This is a genomic window from Streptomyces sp. SID11385, from assembly GCF_010548245.1.
GTDB lineage: Bacteria > Actinomycetota > Actinomycetes > Streptomycetales > Streptomycetaceae > Streptomyces.
On record NZ_JAAGLR010000845.1, the window covers coordinates 35,217 to 52,023 of the forward strand.

The 16,807-nt window shown below is 67.3% G+C and carries 12 protein-coding genes; 6 read left to right on the forward strand and 6 right to left on the reverse strand.

What is annotated here, in order from left to right; all coding sequences use genetic code 11:
* Positions 1-15: 15 nt before the first annotated feature.
* A complete protein-coding gene (locus G3I42_RS37845; RefSeq protein ID WP_164289694.1) occupies positions 16-204 on the reverse strand; it encodes an AbrB/MazE/SpoVT family DNA-binding domain-containing protein in 189 nt (62 codons plus the stop codon).
* 82 nt (positions 205-286) lie between these two features.
* On the opposite strand from G3I42_RS37845, the gene G3I42_RS25535 reads away from it, so the two are divergent.
* Positions 287-787, forward strand: coding sequence for a very short patch repair endonuclease (locus tag G3I42_RS25535; protein ID WP_343244664.1), 501 nt, complete (start codon positions 287-289; stop codon positions 785-787).
* Here the strand turns inward: G3I42_RS25535 and G3I42_RS25540 are convergent.
* Positions 715-2,691, reverse strand: coding sequence for a DNA cytosine methyltransferase (locus tag G3I42_RS25540; protein ID WP_343244662.1), 1,977 nt, complete (start codon positions 2,689-2,691; stop codon positions 715-717). The two genes, G3I42_RS25535 and G3I42_RS25540, sit on opposite strands and share 73 nt — an antisense overlap.
* 481 nt (positions 2,692-3,172) lie before the next feature.
* Between G3I42_RS25540 and G3I42_RS25545 the strand changes: the two genes are divergently transcribed.
* Together G3I42_RS25545 and G3I42_RS25550 are read left to right on the forward strand one after the other, a co-directional pair.
* Positions 3,173-5,422, forward strand: a complete 2,250-nt coding sequence (locus tag G3I42_RS25545; RefSeq protein ID WP_164289698.1) for a sensor histidine kinase — start codon at positions 3,173-3,175, stop codon at positions 5,420-5,422.
* On the forward strand, positions 5,419-6,636 hold the full coding sequence (locus G3I42_RS25550) for a response regulator (RefSeq protein ID WP_164289700.1): 1,218 nt from the start codon (positions 5,419-5,421) through the stop codon (positions 6,634-6,636). The genes G3I42_RS25545 and G3I42_RS25550 overlap by 4 nt, the downstream gene beginning before the upstream one ends.
* Before the next feature lie 659 nt (positions 6,637-7,295).
* On the opposite strand, the gene G3I42_RS25555 is transcribed toward G3I42_RS25550, so the two are convergent.
* The 3 genes from G3I42_RS25555 to G3I42_RS25565 form a co-directional block, all read right to left on the reverse strand.
* On the reverse strand, positions 7,296-8,762 hold the full coding sequence (locus tag G3I42_RS25555; protein WP_164289702.1) for a hypothetical protein: 1,467 nt from the start codon (positions 8,760-8,762) through the stop codon (positions 7,296-7,298).
* A gap of 1,361 nt (positions 8,763-10,123) precedes the next feature.
* Positions 10,124-10,489 (reverse strand): NIPSNAP family protein, encoded by a 366-nt coding sequence (locus tag G3I42_RS25560; RefSeq protein ID WP_164289704.1) that lies wholly within the window; start codon positions 10,487-10,489, stop codon positions 10,124-10,126.
* Between the two features lie 30 nt (positions 10,490-10,519).
* On the reverse strand, positions 10,520-11,485 hold the full coding sequence (locus tag G3I42_RS25565) for an NADP-dependent oxidoreductase (RefSeq protein WP_164289715.1): 966 nt from the start codon (positions 11,483-11,485) through the stop codon (positions 10,520-10,522).
* 129 nt (positions 11,486-11,614) lie between these two features.
* On the opposite strand from G3I42_RS25565, the gene G3I42_RS25570 reads away from it, so the two are divergent.
* Positions 11,615-12,595 (forward strand): helix-turn-helix domain-containing protein, encoded by a 981-nt coding sequence (locus G3I42_RS25570; RefSeq protein WP_164289706.1) that lies wholly within the window; start codon positions 11,615-11,617, stop codon positions 12,593-12,595.
* 150 nt (positions 12,596-12,745) lie between these two features.
* Here the strand turns inward: G3I42_RS25570 and G3I42_RS37125 are convergent, their stop codons facing one another.
* A complete protein-coding gene (locus tag G3I42_RS37125; RefSeq protein ID WP_343244663.1) occupies positions 12,746-13,735 on the reverse strand; it encodes a helix-turn-helix domain-containing protein in 990 nt (329 codons plus the stop codon).
* Between the two features lie 320 nt (positions 13,736-14,055).
* Between G3I42_RS37125 and G3I42_RS25580 the strand changes: the two genes are divergently transcribed.
* Together G3I42_RS25580 and G3I42_RS25585 are read left to right on the forward strand one after the other, a co-directional pair.
* The gene (locus G3I42_RS25580; protein WP_164289708.1) at positions 14,056-14,943 is read left to right on the forward strand and encodes an aldo/keto reductase; all 888 of its coding nucleotides are present in this window, start codon (positions 14,056-14,058) and stop codon (positions 14,941-14,943) included.
* Between the two features lie 286 nt (positions 14,944-15,229).
* Entirely contained in the window at positions 15,230-16,051 is an 822-nt protein-coding gene (locus G3I42_RS25585) for an SDR family NAD(P)-dependent oxidoreductase (RefSeq protein ID WP_164289710.1), read from the forward strand.
* The last annotated feature ends 756 nt before the right edge of the window (positions 16,052-16,807 follow it).

Below are 16,807 nucleotides of genomic sequence, written 5' to 3' on the forward strand. Positions count from 1 at the left end.
CGGTCGGGGCTGCCGCTACAGGGTTCCCTCCCGCAACAGGTCGTTGATCGCGTCGTCTACACGCCTCAGCACGATGCGCCCCTCCCCGTCGCTGAACACAAGCAGCCTGGTACCCGGGCTGATGCCTGCTTCGGCGAGGATCTCGAGCGGGATCTCCACACGGCCAGCCTCGTCGATGTCGAGTTCTGCGGGATCTCGGATCACCTAGGTCAGTCTGCCACCCGGAGCACGCCCACGGCATGACCGCCCAAGGTGGAATGGCCTCGTGAGCACACACGAAGGATGGGTGAGCACCCCTTGGAGCGCGCAGCTCCGAGGCCGCCGGGTCCGGGACACCGAACCGGAAAAGACCCTCAGGAGCGCCGTCCACGCCCTCGGGCTGCGCTTTCGGCTGCACCGTAAGGTCGCTCCCCGCTGCACCGCGGACTTCGTTCTGCCCCGGTACTCCCTCGCGGTCTTCGTCGACGGTTGCTTCTGGCACGGCTGCCCAGCCCACGGCACGCGGCATATCCAAGGGCCGAACGCCTCGCGCTGGGAAGCCAAGATCACGACCAACATGGAAAGGGACGCCAGGAACACCGAAGCGGCGAGGGACGCCGGATGGACCGTAGTGCGCATCTGGGAGTGTGAGGTCAGGGCCGACGCCGAGCAGGCCGCCGAGCGCATCGTCCACGCGGCACACCGCAGCGTCCCGGTTCTCCCGGCAGGGCCCTGTCAGCCTGTGGTTACCGCGACATCCAAGGTGGCTTCGGTTCCCTCGTCCTCCTGCGGACGGGTCGGGCAGTAGTTGCTCAGCGGGCAGCTTCCACAGACGGGCTGCTTGTCACGGCAAAGGTTCTCGCCGATGAATCTGATGGCGGCCATGCGCACCGGTGCGTACCGGCCGGCGCCGAGAAGCTTGATGAGGTTGAGCCGACCCTCGGTCAGTCGGTTGGTCAGGTGCGATTCGTTCTGCTGTACCCTCGCAGCCACCCGCAACGCACTCTGGCCGACCAGCATTATGTCGCCGCCGGCCAGCAGCCTGAACAACGCGAGCTCAGCCGGCTTGAGCCCCATCACCTTGCTGTGATCAAGAACCGAATCCGCGTTCACCCAGGCCTCGGGCTTGTCGACGACCGGACTGAGCCTGCCCTCCAGACGCTTGCGGAGTGCTGTTGTCGGCGCTGCGTTCACGAGGGCGAGATAGACGTCCTGCGTCAGCTCCCTGTGCCCAGCGACCTCGGCCATCACGTCGGAAAGCTGCTTCGGGTGCAGCTTGCTTCCTGAGAGCACCGCCATGACGAGAGCCCCCAGCGGCTTCATCTTCCGGCCACCGGGGAACTGGTGCCACTGCTTGCCCGCCCGCTGCTCCTTGGCCCAGCGGGTCAATTCCTCGCGTAGCTTCGGCCACTTGTCCGCGGCCGCGTCCCCAGCGGGAACATCTTGCGGTAGGAGAACCCGGGCCGCGGCTTCGCCCAACAGCGGGGGAACCGCGTTGCCGATCTGGCGGAAGGCGTCGCTCCGCGTACCCGAGAACCGAAAGCGGTCGGGGAAGGTCTGGATCCTTGCGGCTTCACGCACGGTCAGCGTTCGCGCCTCTTCAGGATGGATGTACCAGTAGCCGTCCTTGGCGATGTGCGCTGTGATGGTGCGGCTCAGTTCCTTCCAGTCGAGCTTCTTGTACTTGTCGGTGAATTGCTCCGCGTCGTACCTCTGGAAATCCTTCTCGTTCTCTTCCAGTTTCTCTTCAAGCTCGGAGTAGAGGGTCTTGGAATCCATGACCGTGAAGATCCTGAAGTCGTCCTTACGAACCCGCCGCGTCATGTGGTCGTGAATTACGCCCTTGTCCGCCCTTCTGCGCATCTCTTTGGCGAAGGAAGAGGGCTTCGGCTCCTGCTCCTCGTCGTAGTCGCCGACTCGGGCACCTACCGCTTTCAAAGCCTCCGGATTGAGTGCAGGAAGGTCACCGATGGCATCCCGAAGGGTGGTCTGTTTCTTCGGCTTGCCCCACACGAAGCCGCCACCGTCTCTCCGTGCGAGGAGGATCAGACGCTTCCTGTGCTGCGGCACGCGATAGTTCCACGCATCGACAAGCCGCACCTGGGTCACGTACCCAAGACTCTCCAGCTGCGCCTCGATGATGCGGATCACGCTGAAGTCATCGCCGAGACCCATATCAGGGACGTTCTCCATGAGGACGGCACGTGGAAGGAGCCGCTCCACCACATCGACATAGGCGCGCCAGAGTTCCTTACGCAGATCGTGCGGGTCGCGGTTGTGGTACTCGACCAAGTGTCGGATCTTGCTGCGTCCGGCACGACTGAACGGCTGGCAGGGGGGTCCCCCCGCCACAATGTCGATATCGGCTCCGGAGTCCAGGATTCGCTGGACGAATTCGCCTCGCTGGTCGTCATCGCCGAGGTCGACACAAAGACTCATTCCCGGAAAGTTCGCTGCATGCGTCTCGCGAGCCCGCTCGTCGAAGTCCACGGCCGCAGCGGTGGTCCATCCGGCTCGTTCAAGGCCCAGGCTCAGCCCGCCGGCGCCCGAGAAGAGGTCGACAGCCAGGCGTTTACCCTTTCCGTATCCGGACTGGACCCATTTCCTGAAGTCGTCCGGCTCGCAGTGGTGCCTGTGCTTGTCCAGTTTGAGGTAGTCGCTCCGCTTCAGGGGCACGCCATACGTGTTTTTTGCCCCCTTCTCCTTCGCCACGACCCACTCCTCTGTACCTGACGACCTGAACGACCTCCAGGAGATCACGCACGACGCTGCGAAGACAAGGTTTCCGGTCGGTCTACGCCGCCGTAGAGCCTTGTCTGTCACGCGGGTGACCTGCCTGGTGAACACCGCTGTCCACTCACCGTACCCATTGGTAACTTGATGCGGTGTTCTACTCTGAGCCACCCCATGTTAGAGGACACCGCCTGGGCTGCTTCTCGTGACCACCCTGTTCCGGTTGTGATACGTCCACGAACGTCATCTGTCTCAACAAACCCCCGGACCAGAAGACATGTTCGATCACGGGCTCTGCCCCCTTCGTCAGGCGTCGGGTGCTGTAGCCACCTTGAACCCCCGTCCCCGCGCACGTGCTGCCCAATCTCCTGAGCATCGCCTCCAGAGCCCTCCCCGCCGTTAAGATCGTAGTTGGCACTCCTCGGGCGGGGTGCGGGTGCGAGCGGTCAGAGGGGTGAGCGTGGACTCCGAGAACACACAGACGTTCCTACGTCCCCGTGCGCGCCTGATGAGCACACTCGGTGAGGAACTGATCAGCAACGAGCGGGTGGCGCTCACGGAGCTGGTCAAGAACGCCTACGACGCCGATGCGAGCCTGGTTGTGATCAGGTTCAACGGGCCGCTGGAGGAGGGCTACGGTTCCATCGAGGTGTGGGACGACGGGCACGGCATGTCCCCCGAAACCGTCCGGGACACCTGGATGGAGATTGCCACACCGTTCCGGCACCGTGCCCCACGCAGTGAGGAGTTCGGGCGAAGGGTTCTTGGTGCAAAGGGGATCGGGCGCTTCTCCGCAGCCCGCCTCGGTGCCGTGACCGCGATCAGGAGTCGCAAGGCCGGCGGTCCCGAGGTGAACATCCGGCTCGACTGGAACGACTTCGCCGCCGAGAACGCCTATCTCGACCAGGTGCCGGTCCACTGGAACGTGGGTGCTCCCGACGTGTTCGCCGACAACGGCCAAGCGCGACGCCTCTTCGACGAGGTGACAAGCGCCTTCCGTGCAAGCGAGAAACGGCCAGCCTGGACGGGCTCTCACGGCACCCTCGTCCGGCTCGAAGGGCTTCGGCAGGACTGGGGGTCCGAGTCGGTGGAGAGCCTGAAGCGGTCCCTTTCCCGACTCCTCCCCCCTCCCCCTCCTGTAGAGCTGGGCGTACCCGACCAGCCGGAGTTCGCGATCTATCTCTCCCTTCCGGCCGGGCCGTTGGACCACCACACCGGTTTCGTTGCGGCCAGCGAAGCTCTGGCGCATCCGCACTACCGCCTCATAGGGGCCATCGACGAAAACGGTCTCGCCAACCTGGCCATGACAAACCTGACGTCCGGGCAGTCGGAGACCGTGAATCAGTACCTGTTCCCGTCGCACGGGAAGGCACCCAAGTGCGGTCCCCTGAAGCTTGACCTCCGTACCTGGGACCTTGACCCGGCCTCCCTCAAGGAGATGCTCAACATCGACCTCGGGGCTCGCAACATCACCGAGGTCCGTAAGCTGATCAAGGACAACAGCGGTGTCGCCCTCTACAGGGACGGCTTCCGGGTGCAGCCTTTCGGCGAGGTCGACTTCGACTGGCTGCGCTTCGACCTCCGCCGCGTGAACAACCCCACCATGCGGTTCTCCAACAACCAGGTCGCGGGTTTTGTGTACATATCGGCAGACGGTAATCCCGGGCTTCGGGACCGGTCGCACCGGGAAGGACTCATCGACTCTCCCGAGTACGAGGACCTGAAGGGTGTCCTGACCCAGGCTGTGAGCCGACTCGAGACCTGGCGCTACGGGCTGCGTCGTCCGAACGGAGAGGGCCGCGAGTCGGGTCCGGTCACGGTGGACACCCACTCCGGTGCCGGAAGCGACCGTCACGGCCTGTTCCAGAACTTCACCCTTTCGCCCGTCCGGGACGTTCTCAACGCGAAGTATCCGGACGACACCGAGTTGAGCCGCGCACTGGAGGAGGCTCAGGAAACGATCGACGAAAGCGTCGAGAAGGTCCAGGAGGTCCTCTCGCAGTTCTCCCGCCTCGCGACTCTCGGAGCGCTGGTCGACGTCGTACTGCACGACGGTCGGACGGCACTGACGCGGATCGCCTACGTCCTCCGCCGACTGAACAAGCTGGCGGGCCGTAAGCGCGACGAGGACGAACAACTCGCCTCCGCTCTCACGAAGATGCACGTCGACCTCACGGCGCAAGAACAGGCTCTGGACCGGCTCTTCACCCGCGTCGAGCCGCTCAGCGGCCGGCGGCGAGGCCGCCCCCGCGCCCTGTCCCTCCAAGCCGCGATCGACGAGGCCGTCGCGGTCCACGAAGGCACGCTCAAGAAGCACGGCATTACCGTCACCGTCAGCGGCGAGGACGTGACAGTGACGGCTGACCCCGGCGACATCTCCCAGGTGGTCCACAACCTCGTAGGGAACTCGATCTATTGGCTTTCCACCCTGCCCGAGGGGAAGGAGCGCGCCATCCTCATCGAGACGAGGCGGACGCCCGACGACGAGGTAGACATAGATGTGAGCGACAGCGGCCCCGGAGTACGTGAGGAGATCCGAGAGATGATCTTCGATACGTACTTCAGCGACAAGGAGGACGGCATCGGGCTGGGCCTCAGCATCGCCGGCAGCGTCGTGAAGGACTTCTACGACGGTGATCTGTCCCTGGTGAGGCCAGGGCCCCTCGCCGGAGCCACATTCAGGGCAAGACTGCGAAGGAGAGTTGGGTGACGGACGGGGGCGCGGTGTACCGGATCTTGATCGTCGAAGACGAGGTGGACATCGCGGAGGAACTGTCCGAGATGCTCGCGGAGGAGCTCTCAGACCTCGGAACGCTCGACATCCACGTCGAGAACGATTTCGACGAAGCCGAACGCCTGCTGGAGACCCAGGCGATCGACCTGGTTGTTCTAGATGTCAGGGACGCGACACGGCGCGGCTCCGCCGCGCACCCCAACCTGCAGGGCCGTGAACTGCACGACCGGATAGCCAAGACCCGCTGGGTGCCGGTCGTCTTCTGCACCGGCCTCGCGGAGCAGGTAAGCGACTTGGCGCAGCCACCGCTCATCCAAGTGGTCCCGAAGAACCGACTGGACGACGCTGTCACCGCGATTCGGGAGGGCCTCGAGTCCGGTGTCCCGGTCCTCACCCGGCACATTACTGCCCTCGTGGACGAGCACGTGCGCGGATTCCTGCGGGACGAGATCGCCCCGAACTGGGACCGGCTCGGCGCTGTTGACCGTAGCCAGATCGCCCCCGTCCTCGTGCACCGCTTGGCGGCCTGGCTGAAGGAGAACGCGGTCGAGGCCCTCGGAGCCGTGCTCGGTTCCTCCGGGGACCGTGTGATGGGACACGCGTCGACCGCCCGGATGTACCTGATGCCGCCGGTCACGAAGCACGTGACCGCGGCAGACCTTCTGCGGGACCCCCAAGACGGCTGGTGGGTCGTCCTCACTCCTGCGTGCGACCTCTACGAGGACCTGCCCAGCGGCGGCAACCGCGCGGCCAAGGCCGAGTACGTACGTCTCGCCAAGGCGGTTCCGTTGAGCGAAGCACCCTTGATCGCACGTTGGATCGAGGCCGGATCCCCCGTCAAGGGGAGCCGGGAGCGGAACGCGGCTCTGGAGATGTTCCGCGAAAACAACGCCCGTTACCGGATTCTGCCCAAGTACCTCGTCATCCCGGACCTCCTGGTCGACTTCGAGGTCGTGCAGTCTGTTCCGTTGGCAGAGGTCCGTTTGTGGACCCGCGTCGCCACGCTGGACAGCCCGTTCGCCGAAGCCATGCTGACCTCGCACGGGCACACGGTGGCCAGGATCGGCACCCCCGTCGTCGACTACGAGAACATCAAGCAGTCCCTGGGACTGGACGGAAAGGGGAAGGCCGCGGACCAGAACTCGGTTCCGAACCCTCGTACCACGACGACGGACGGCAAGCAGTCCTGATCCTCGGCCAGGATGATCAGCCTGTCGGCCATCTCGCCCGCGCGCTGAATTCTGAAGCGTGATCTGAGTCCGACCGTGTCGGGGATCTCAGACGGCAGCGTCGTTGAGTCCTGTGATCCATGGGAGCTGAGCTGGCCCGTGCCTCCGCAGGGCCCGATACGCCGGCGCGAACTCGCGCACAAGTGCGAAGGGGGGAGCGCTCTTCAACCGGTGCCACTCTCCGGCAAGAACTTCAGCGAAGGCCCGCAACTTGCGGTGGGTTGCTCCCTCCATCAGGTGCGCTGCCGCCTTGGCGCCGTCGCTGATCAGCTTCGTGGTGCTGATCAACTCGTCCTTGGCGGCTGAATCCCCGTGTGCAAGGGCAGGCGACAAGCGGTCTCGTTCACCGAGGACGTGGGCAGCTGCCAGGCAGAGAACCGTTGACGCTGTTGTCTCGGCGGGTTCTCCCGCGTTGGTCATGGCGTTTGCCAGCAGGGGGAGAGCGGCGAAAGGCAGGGGGTCGGCAGTGTCCCATAGGGGCTCCGCGATCTGGAGCCCGGCACGTGTTCCCGCACGGTCCACGTGCAGCAGAGGTCGGTCAGGAGAGGCCTGACGTAGTTCCCAGCACTCGACGCTGGGGTCCGCGATGGCGGCTCTGAGGATCGCACGAAACGCCTCTCTCAGGCTCTCAACGGAGACGTCGGGCACGTCCAGCCGCACGAGACTGCCATGGCGCCGGATGTCCAGCACCGGGAATCTGGCTTCTTCAGCTGCCTGGAGTATGGAGAGGTCCTGCCCGACGTAGTTCGAGTCCTCCGCACCCCGAACGATGCGTTCTGTGCGTAGGCCACTGCGACCCCGTGCTCGAACCCGCGGCAAATGGCGCGAGCGCGGAGCGGCGCGTCCAGTACCTCGTCGAGATCGGCTGGCTGTCCGCCCAAGAGGAGTGTGCCGTTGACAGGGTCCCAGCGGAAGTCCTCGTGGGCGTTCGCGTTGCGCCACTCAGAGCGGATCGTCGAGGCAAGCAACTTGCACAGCGGCTGCCCGTCTTGAGTGGCCAGCAGATCCCGGACGGTGGCGAGCGGGGCCCCCTGCGGAACTGTCCTTCCCAGCAGTTCCAGTACCACAACAGCCGTGCGCCTGACGTCTGCTTCCAGCACGGCCCGGTGCAGGTCCATGACCGCCCGCGCCTTTTCTTCCTGGTATTCCTCCTCGTAGTAAGCGTCGAGGTAGGCGATCTGTCCTCGATGGGCGGACACGATCTCCGGTTCTCGAGCGACGTGCCGTGCCATCACTGAACATGCCAGTTCCGGATCGGACGTCAGATGGGACGTCACCATGTCACGTCCCAGGAGGGCAGCACGGTGCGTTATCAAGGGGCGATCGGAGATCGCTAGGACGGCAAGGTGATGGAGAAGTATCACCGTTAGGGGCAGCGAGTCTTCGATCAGATGTCTCACGCTCCGGCGCAGCCGATGATCGAGCATCTGCGGGGCTTTCGACCAAGCGGCCAAGAGGCGGGCCCGCGACGCCACACCCGACCCGGGACCCACTTGCTTGGCCGACACCCCGAGCGTTCGCTGGTAGACGTCCTCGTAAGGAAGGCCGACGTGATCAGTCCTGGCGGCAGCTTCCAGAGTTCGCCCGGCCGCCTGGGCCGCGAGAGCATACCTCCGTACTGCAGACCAAGCGGACTCCGCCCATCCCTGTTCCAGGCAGGCGAACAGCGCTTGAGCCTCGCTCCGATTCGCTCGCGCCAGGTCAGTCGCCAACCGTCGCTCTGCTGCGCTCGTACGGGACGGACTGAACCGGGACACCTCTTCTGCGACAGCACCCAAGGCAACAACCGACGCGTGGAGACTCCGCAACAACTCCGGAAGCTGCTTCCCGACGCTTCGGCCAGAAGCGGTCCGCAGGCGCAGGATCTCCGTAACCTTCTCGTCGGTCTGCCGCTGAAGCCGGGACAGGTCGGCGTCCCTCAATACTGTCTTCCATTGCGTGCGGGTCACCGATACGAAGGTGACTGCCTGCTGTCCCGTAATCTGCTCAGGGGGCGCGGAAAGATTGAGCTTTCGGATCACTTCTCGCGCAGCCGCGCAGGACTCTCGGTCAACTGTGCCCAGTCGGTCGGGAAGAGCTACGTTCACCAGCACAGGATGACACCGGCACCCCGCTTTAAGCGTGATGTTTTCCTGCCGCCTATGGGTGCCCTCTTACGACGGTGATGCTGAGGGCCGGCCGTCTTTGTTGGCAGGGCTTCGTGCGCGCGATGCGCGAGCGGATGGTGAGGGACAGGCTTCAACAGTGCACCGGTCTCCGGTGCCCCGAGTGGTTCGAATCCCCTGCCGGAGCCTCGCGCACACCTCTTGTCGACGCAGCCCGGGCTGAAGAGCATCGGGGCGATACCGGGGGGCGCGCTCTTTGGGTCATCCGCCGTTGTCCCTCAGCGTCCTCCTTGTTGGCCTCGGGCGCCGGGGCCGGGGGCTCAGAGCTGCCCTTCGTCCAGTCCAGCAGCCGGAATGCCCGGTCGCTGCATTCGCGGGGTGCGTACAGCGCGGTGCAGGCCACTACTCCGAAGAAGACCAGCAAGGCGGCGACCACGACGGTGTCTGTGCCGGTGCCTCCCGCGCGTCGGTCTGCGGTCACGATCAACGTCCTCCCTATCGCTGAGGCAGCGCCGAAATCGCTGAGGCGCGGACTCGGGTTGTCGGCCACCAGCGTGGGAGATTGAAGGGGGGAGCCACCGTAGTTCCAACGGAACCTGCCGTTCACCTCCGCACCAGCGACAAGCTAGTCACCAGAGTCTGACTGGGAGGAAAGGATGCCCGAATCCCGGCGAAGGGGTGCTTGTGGAGGTCCTACAGTGGCTTTCGTTCGACTTTCTGATCGGTCGAACACGTGGTCGCGAGCTCAATTCTGGTCTCGCTGCTGGGCCGGTGACAACTCCCGTCGGTGGACAGCCGGTGGACAGACGCCTTTGGGTAACGCATCACGGGGTGGCACGGGCCAACCTTGCGCACGTGCTCTGGTCAGGAAAAACGTCACCACGCAGCACGACGAGGTACCAAGCAGCACGAACGCTCTCGGTCTCGTAATGCGTAGGTCTCGGGTTCGAATCCCGAAGGCGGCTCCGTTGAACCCCAGGTCATATACACCGTGACCTGGGGTTTTCTCGTTGAGGCCAACGATAAGGCGCGGGCGGTCTTCCCTTCTTCGCGCGCTGCGTGAGCACCCGTGGCGTACCCGTGGCGTGGCGTGCAGCGGGTGTGCGAGCCGGTACTTCGTGCCGTTGGCGCAGTTGGCTCGCCTTTTTGGAGGGGAGTTACAACGGCCGGATGTGGGTGACGCTGCGGAATCGACGCGGGCCCTGGGGCTGCGCTGCCGCTTGCTTGGGGACGCGTGCTTGACGAGGCGTGTCGCCCTTGCGCCGGTCCGGGGCCTGTGCTCGCGCACCATCCCCCCCCGGGGGGCATGCGCTGCCGGCGGTCTGCGCCGCTTCGGTGGTCGGTCAGTGACCGGACGGGGCGAACCCCAGGGCGGTCAGGAAGGGCGCGTCGTCGGCCCGGTCGAACGCCTTCAGATGTCCGCCCTGGTCCGTGACGGCGACGGCCGCCGTGAAGCCGATCCGCAGGCTCTGGACGGCCGGGCCGATCTCGTTCTTCCAGCGGTCGTGCTCGTACAGGGCCTCGCTCCGGGCCTCGTCCTCGAACCGGCGTATCCCCACGTAGCCGTCCTCGTCCTCGGCATCGACGAAAGAGGCGGTCGCGTCCGTGCCCAGCGAGGTCTGGAACGGGATGACCTCGTCCTCCATGTAGCGCACCCACTCCGCGCGGCGTTCGGGCCGCGCCTGGTAGCGGCGGATCTCGTAGTACACGGTGTTGCTCCTCAGTGCTTGCGGGGATGGTCAGTCGGTCAGGGTGAGGACGACCTTGCCGCGGGTGCGGCCGGCCTCGACGTGGGCGTGGGCCGTGCCGACCTGTTCCAGGGGGAAGGTCTCCTCCACCTCGACGGCCACCTCACCGGCGTCGAGCAGGCCGGCGATCGTGGTCAGCGCGGGACCGTCCGGCTCGACCAGGTACGCGGTGACGCGCACGCCGGCTGCCTCGGCGGCCCGGGCCAGTTCCGGGGCGGCACCGGACGGTACGGCGACCAGCAGGCCGCCCGGGCGCAGGACCTTCAGCGCGCGCGTGCTGGTCCGGTCATGGGCGTCGCCCACCAGGTCGATGACGACGTCGACGTCCTCGATGACGTCCTCGAAGCGGGTGGTGGTGTAGTCGATGGTCTCGTCGGCGCCGAGTGCCTTGAGCCAGGGGTGGCGTGCGGCGCGGGCGGTGGCGATCACGTGGGCGCCCAAGTGCCGGGCGAACTGGACCGCGAAGTGGCCCACCCCGCCGGCGGCGGCCGTGATCAGGACGCGCCGGCCCGCCTGGACGTGGGCGGTGTCGACCACGGTCTGCCAGGCGGTCAGCGCCGCCAGCGGCACGGCGGCGGCGTGCGCGTGGTCGAGGGTGGCGGGCTTGCGGGCCCACTGGCGGGCCGGGGCGGTGACGTACTCGGCGTAGCCGCCGGCGGCACGCGGGAACCACGGCATGCCGTAGACCTCGTCGCCGGCCTTCAGGGTGGTGACGCCGAAGCCGACCTCCTCGACGACACCGGACACGTCCCAGCCCAGGATCAGCGGGAACGTTTGCAGCTCCGCCATGCCCTGGCCCTCGCGCGTCTTCCAGTCCACCGGGTTGATCCCGGCGGCGTGCACCCGTACCCGCACCTCGGTCGGCAGCGGCTCGGGGCGCGCGACCTCCTCGACGGTCAGCACCTCCGCTCCGCCGAACCCCGTGAGGGTGACTGCCCGCATCGTGTGCTCACTCATGTTGTCCTCGCTCATGTCCGTCGCGCTGTCTCTTGTGCCGGGACCGCGTCCCGGCACAAGAGAGAGCGTGGCGTGTGCGCGCAGAGGCGGGTGAGTGGCCGGAGGGACACCTGTCGTAACATTCCAGCCATGACGCATCGCGTGGTCGTTCTCGCCCTCGACGGGGTCCAGCCGCTGGACCTGGGCATCCCGGCGCGGGTGTTCAACGAGGCCTGTGAACCGGACGGGACCCGTCTGTACTCCGTCAGCACCTGCTCCCTCGGCGGCCGCCCGGTGCGCACGCACGAGGACTACCGGATCGTCGTCGACCACGACGAGTCGGCGCTGGAGGCCGCGGACACCGTCGTTCTCGCCACGCAGGAACCCAGCGAGCACCTGCTCGCGACCGGCGCGCTCCCCGGGGAACTCGCCGCGGCGCTGGACCGGATAGGGCCGAATACCCGCATCGTCAGCCTGTGCACCTCCGCCTTCCTGCTCGCGGCGACCGGTCTGCTGGACGGCCGGCGGGCGACCACCCACTGGGCGCTGTGCGACGCGCTGGCGCGGCTGTTCCCCGATGTCGAGGTCGATCCGGACGTCCTGTTCGTCGACAACGGACGCATCCTCACGTCCGCCGGCGGAGCGGCCGGCATCGACCTGTGCCTGCACCTGGTGCGGCTGGATCACGGAGCGGCGGTGGCCTCGGCCGCCGCGCGGCGCTGCGTCGTGGCGCCGTGGCGCGAGGGCGGGCAGGCCCAGTTCATCGAGCACCCGGTTCCGCGGGACACCGACCGTTCCACTTCCGCGACCCGGCAGTGGGCGCTGGACCGGCTGGCCGAGCCGGTCACACTGGAGGACATGGCCCGGCACGCGCACATGAGCGAGCGCACCTTCACCCGGCGGTTCCGCGGCGAGGTGGGCAGCAGCCCGCTGAAGTGGCTGGCGCAGCAGCGACTGGTGCATGCGCGCCTGCTGCTGGAGTCCACCGACCTGACCGTCGCACGGATCGCCACCGTCTGCGGCTTCGGCGACCCCGTCGTCCTGCGCAAGCACTTCCACACGCACCTGGGCCTCTCGCCACTGGCCTACCGTCGCGCTCACAGCGCACCGGAGCCGATGACGGCACGGTGATCACCCGGCCGGATCGGGGTCCTCCACCTGGTGACGCTCGGCGCCGAACCGCGTGAGCGCGGGATCGGCCCGCACGTGATCGGGCAGGGCATCGGCACCGCCACGAGGGAGGGGCGGGCGATGTCCGGCGTGCTGCCGGTGCTCGCCGAGTCAGCTCGTCTCCGAGCGGGCGCTGCGGATGTACTCGGTGGGCGTCTGGCCGTAGCGCCTCTTGAAGGCGCGGATGAAGTGGCTGCTGTCGGCGAACTGCCAGTGAGCGGCGAGTTCCGAGACGCTCGGCCGGCCGGACGAGAGGCCGAGGGCGCGTCGCGCCTCTTCCAGGCGCCGACGGCGGATGTAGGCCGTCACCGACTCCTCCCCGGCGGCGAACGCCCGTTGCATGGTACGGACGGAGACGTTGAACTCGCGCGCCAGGGTCGTCGCGGACAGGTCCGGATCGGTAAGGCGCCGCTCCGCCAGGTCCTTGGCGGCCTGGGCGAGGGCGGGTGCCAGGCGGGGTTCCTCGTCGTCGAACCCGTGACTCGCCACCGCCTTGGCCAGCTCGACGAGGGCGCCGCGGGCCGCCTGGGCACCGTCCTGGCCGAGGTCTGCCAGGACGGTGTGGATCATGGTGGTGTGGGCCACCAGGAGGCGTACTTCGGGAGAGTCCGCCGACCCGGTGACGGTCCGGTTCCCGAGCAGCGGTCCGAGCACGGTGGCGGGCAGGACGACAACCCTCGCCGTCGTGGACGGTGCCGTCTCGAAGTGTGACGGCCGGCCGACGTGCCGCAGGAGGAACTGCCCGGCCGACACGGTGCCCTCATGACGTTCGGGTCCGCCGCCCAAGGCCCACGCGCCGCGGCGTACGACCCACATCCGCACCTGGTCCTCGACCTCTCCGAGGCGGCCGTCGGTCCGGATGGCCGACACACCGTGCACGTCCGTGATCGCCACGTCGTGCACTTTGGCGGCGCGGGTCCTGACCCGGAAGTCACCGATGGTGGCGCGGCTGATGTTCGGCAGCGGGAAGCCGTCTCCGACGTGCTCCTCCCAGCCGCGACGGAAGTTGTCGAAGCCTTCCGACGACGCGTCCGGAACCGTGGTGTCCAGGGAGAACGCCCCGCGCGACGCATCGGTGCCCGAGCGGGCGTCCCTCGTCACTGGTCCATCAACCTCGCATGTGCCGCGTCCACGCCTCGGTGGCACCGATGTTCCACATGGACGTCCGAGTTGTCCAAGCGCGGCGTGGGCTGCTGTCCATACAGTCGGACGAGTGGGCTGAACGGCAGCCCCGGGTGCCCGACCTGGTCCGATGTGGCACCGACGGCATCCTCGCCCGCCCCGTCAGCAGTGTAACGGCGCAGCCCTCGCCGCCGACGGGACGGGAGACGCCGGGTCCCGTCCCACGACGGCACCCTCCCGCCCCGTTTGCCCTGAACCCCACCGCGGCCGTCACCGGCTGCCCGTTCGAAGGAATATCCATGACCGAGGAGCACCACCTCAAGGATCGCCCCAACCACGCGTCCGGGACGATCGAGATCGCCGGCAAAAGCGTCCACCGCCTCGGATTCGGAGCCATGCGCCTGGTCGGTCCGGGCGTCTGGGGCGAGCCTGCCGACCGAGGTCCGCTCATCCAACTCGTACGGCGAGTCGTTGAGTTGGGCGTCGACTTCATCGACACGGCCAGCGTTTACGGGCCTCATGTCAGCGAGGAGATCATCCGTGACGCGCTGTACCCCTATCCGGAGCATGTGCTGATCACGACCAAGGGCGGACAGACACAGTCCGGGCCGGGCGCGTACGCCACACTGGGACGACCGGAGTACCTCCGGCAGGAGTGCGTGCTGAGCCTGCGCCGTCTCGGGGTCGATCACATCGATCTGTACCAGCTCCACCAGGTGGACCCGGCTGTGCCGTTCGAGGACCAGATCGGCGAGCTGAAGAAACTGAAGGACGAGGGCAAGATCGGTGCGATCGGGCTCAACGAGGTGACGGTGGAGCAGGTCGCGGCCGCGCGCCGGATCGTGGAGATCGCCTCCGTGCAGAACCAGTACAGCGTCACGCAGCGCCACCACGAGGACGTGTTGGAGTACTGCACACGTGAGGGTCTGCCGTTCATCTCCTGGTTCCCGCTGGACATCGGCGCGCTGGCCGGGCCGGGCGGCCCGCTCGACGACCTCGCCGCGCGCATCGGCGCCACACCGGCCCAGGTCGCCTTGGCCTGGCTGCTGGCCAGGGCGGAGAACGTGATGCCGATCCCCGGCACCTCCTCGACGGCCCACGCCGAGGAGAATATTGCCGCCGCGACCGTGCGGCTCAGCCCGGAGCAGATCGCTCAGCTGGACGCCTTGGCCGTCACGAGGCCCTGAGGTCCACCGCCCCTCGCTCCCCGCCCCTCGTTCCCCGCCGCCTCGGCTCGGCATCCGACTTCGCTGCGGCCGCCGGAAGGGCCGCGGTCGCCCAAACGTTGCGAACCCGCCTGAGCCGACCGGGGACGCGAAGCGGGTGATCGCCGACGCCCATCCCGGATGGAACCGAAGTGCGGTGCCCGGTTTTCCAGGGGGGGCCGGGAGCGCGCCGGAAGGCTCGCCGGGGCCGTCGGCCTCATCTCGCGGGGAGCATCCCGTACAGCATCTGATGCGAAGGAGACCTGCCTTGCCGAAGACCGTTGTCCTCACCGGTGCGAGCGATGGAATCGGCGCCGCCGCAGCGCGCCGACTTGTGGACGACGGGCACCATGTGGTCGTCGTGGGAAGGTCCGCGGTCAAGACCAAGGCGGTCGCGGATGAACTCGGCGTGCGCCATTTCGTCGCGGACTTCGCCGACTTGCACCAGGTGCGCACCCTCGCGGCACAGCTCGCCGCTCACTGCCCGCGCCTGGACGTACTGGTCAACAACGCCGGGGCGATCTTCGGGGACCGCCACGTCACGGCGGACGGATTCGAGGAGACGTTCCAGGTCAACTATCTCGCGCCGTTCCTTCTCACCAACCTGCTGTTGGACACCTTGCTGGCTTCCCGGGCCCTCGTCGTGCAGACATCGAGCAACGCCGCGCGACTGTCGGCACGTGTCGACCTGACCGACCTCGACAACGCGCGCGACTACTCTCCCGTGCGCGCCTACGGCAACGCCAAGCTCGAACTCGTCCTCTTCACCAAGGAATTGCACGACCGATACCACGAGCAGGGCCTGTCCTCGGTGGCCTTCCATCCCGGCGGTGTCGCGTCGAACTTCGCCAGGACCAGCCGGAGCCCTGTGGGCGCACTGTTCCGGACACCTGTGCCTCGCCTGTTCTTCCAGTCCCCGCAGAAGGCGGCGCGACAGTTGCTGCGCTTCGTCACCCCCACGCCCGAGGACGGCATCGTGTCCGGCGCGTACTACGAGAACGGCAGACCCCGCACGATCAAGGCGCCGCCCATCGGTCCTCAACTGTGGGAGGCCACTGCGGCGTTGCTCGATCTGAACAGAAGGGAGTGAATCGCCCCTCGGAGGGTGGATGATCATCTTGGAGAGCGCGGGCAGGAAGAAGCCGCCTCCCAGGCGCTCGTTCACGCCGCAGATCACACCGGAGTGCGAGGCGGAGATCGTGGAGCTGTGTCGGCGCGGTGGTCGACGCGGCGGGTCGCGAAGGAATCCGACCTGACCGGGACCGCGGTGCGGGACTCCGGGTCCAGCCGCGCCGCCGTTCGATCCCCGTTCCTCGAACGGATCGGGGGCCGGTACGACATGCGGAGGCTCCACAGCGGTCTCGGCTACCGCAGCCCCGCCGACTACGAGAACCAGCTCGCGGTCCGACCAGCACACCAACGGTGTCCGCCGGCGCGGAGCAAGCTCAGCCGCTGCGGGCCGCGCGGACGCTTCCCGGCCGCTCCGGCCAGGGCACCGCCGACCATGGCCGGGTGTTTCCCGCGGGATGATGCCCACGGACCGGCGGCCGCGGCCAGGCGGATGCCGCGCATCCGAAAGTGGTGCCGCCGATTGCGCTCCCCTCCGGGACAGAAAGAGGCTCGCTCACCCGCAGGGGGGCACCGATGTCTCCAGCCAGGGCCCCGTCGTGACCCTCGATGCCGTACCGCACCACGGGATCGGGCCACGTCGACGTAGAACGTCGCGCTGACGCTCGGCCCAGTTCGACGGCCGGCCAAGCGAACTCGTCCTCGAACCGGGGGTCACCGTCGTCGCGGGCCCCGGCTTCCGCGCGGCGCGTCCGGCGCGGCTACGCCAACAGGGCCC

Excerpts from the sequence above, each read along its gene's own strand:
- G3I42_RS25565 (WP_164289715.1), bottom strand. The coding sequence starts at position 11,485 with ATGAGTGAGCACACGATGCGGGCAGTCACCCTCACGGGGTTCGGCGGA.
- G3I42_RS25580 (WP_164289708.1), top strand. The coding sequence starts at position 14,056 with ATGACCGAGGAGCACCACCTCAAGGATCGCCCCAACCACGCGTCCGGG.
- G3I42_RS25570 (WP_164289706.1), top strand. The coding sequence starts at position 11,615 with ATGACGCATCGCGTGGTCGTTCTCGCCCTCGACGGGGTCCAGCCGCTG.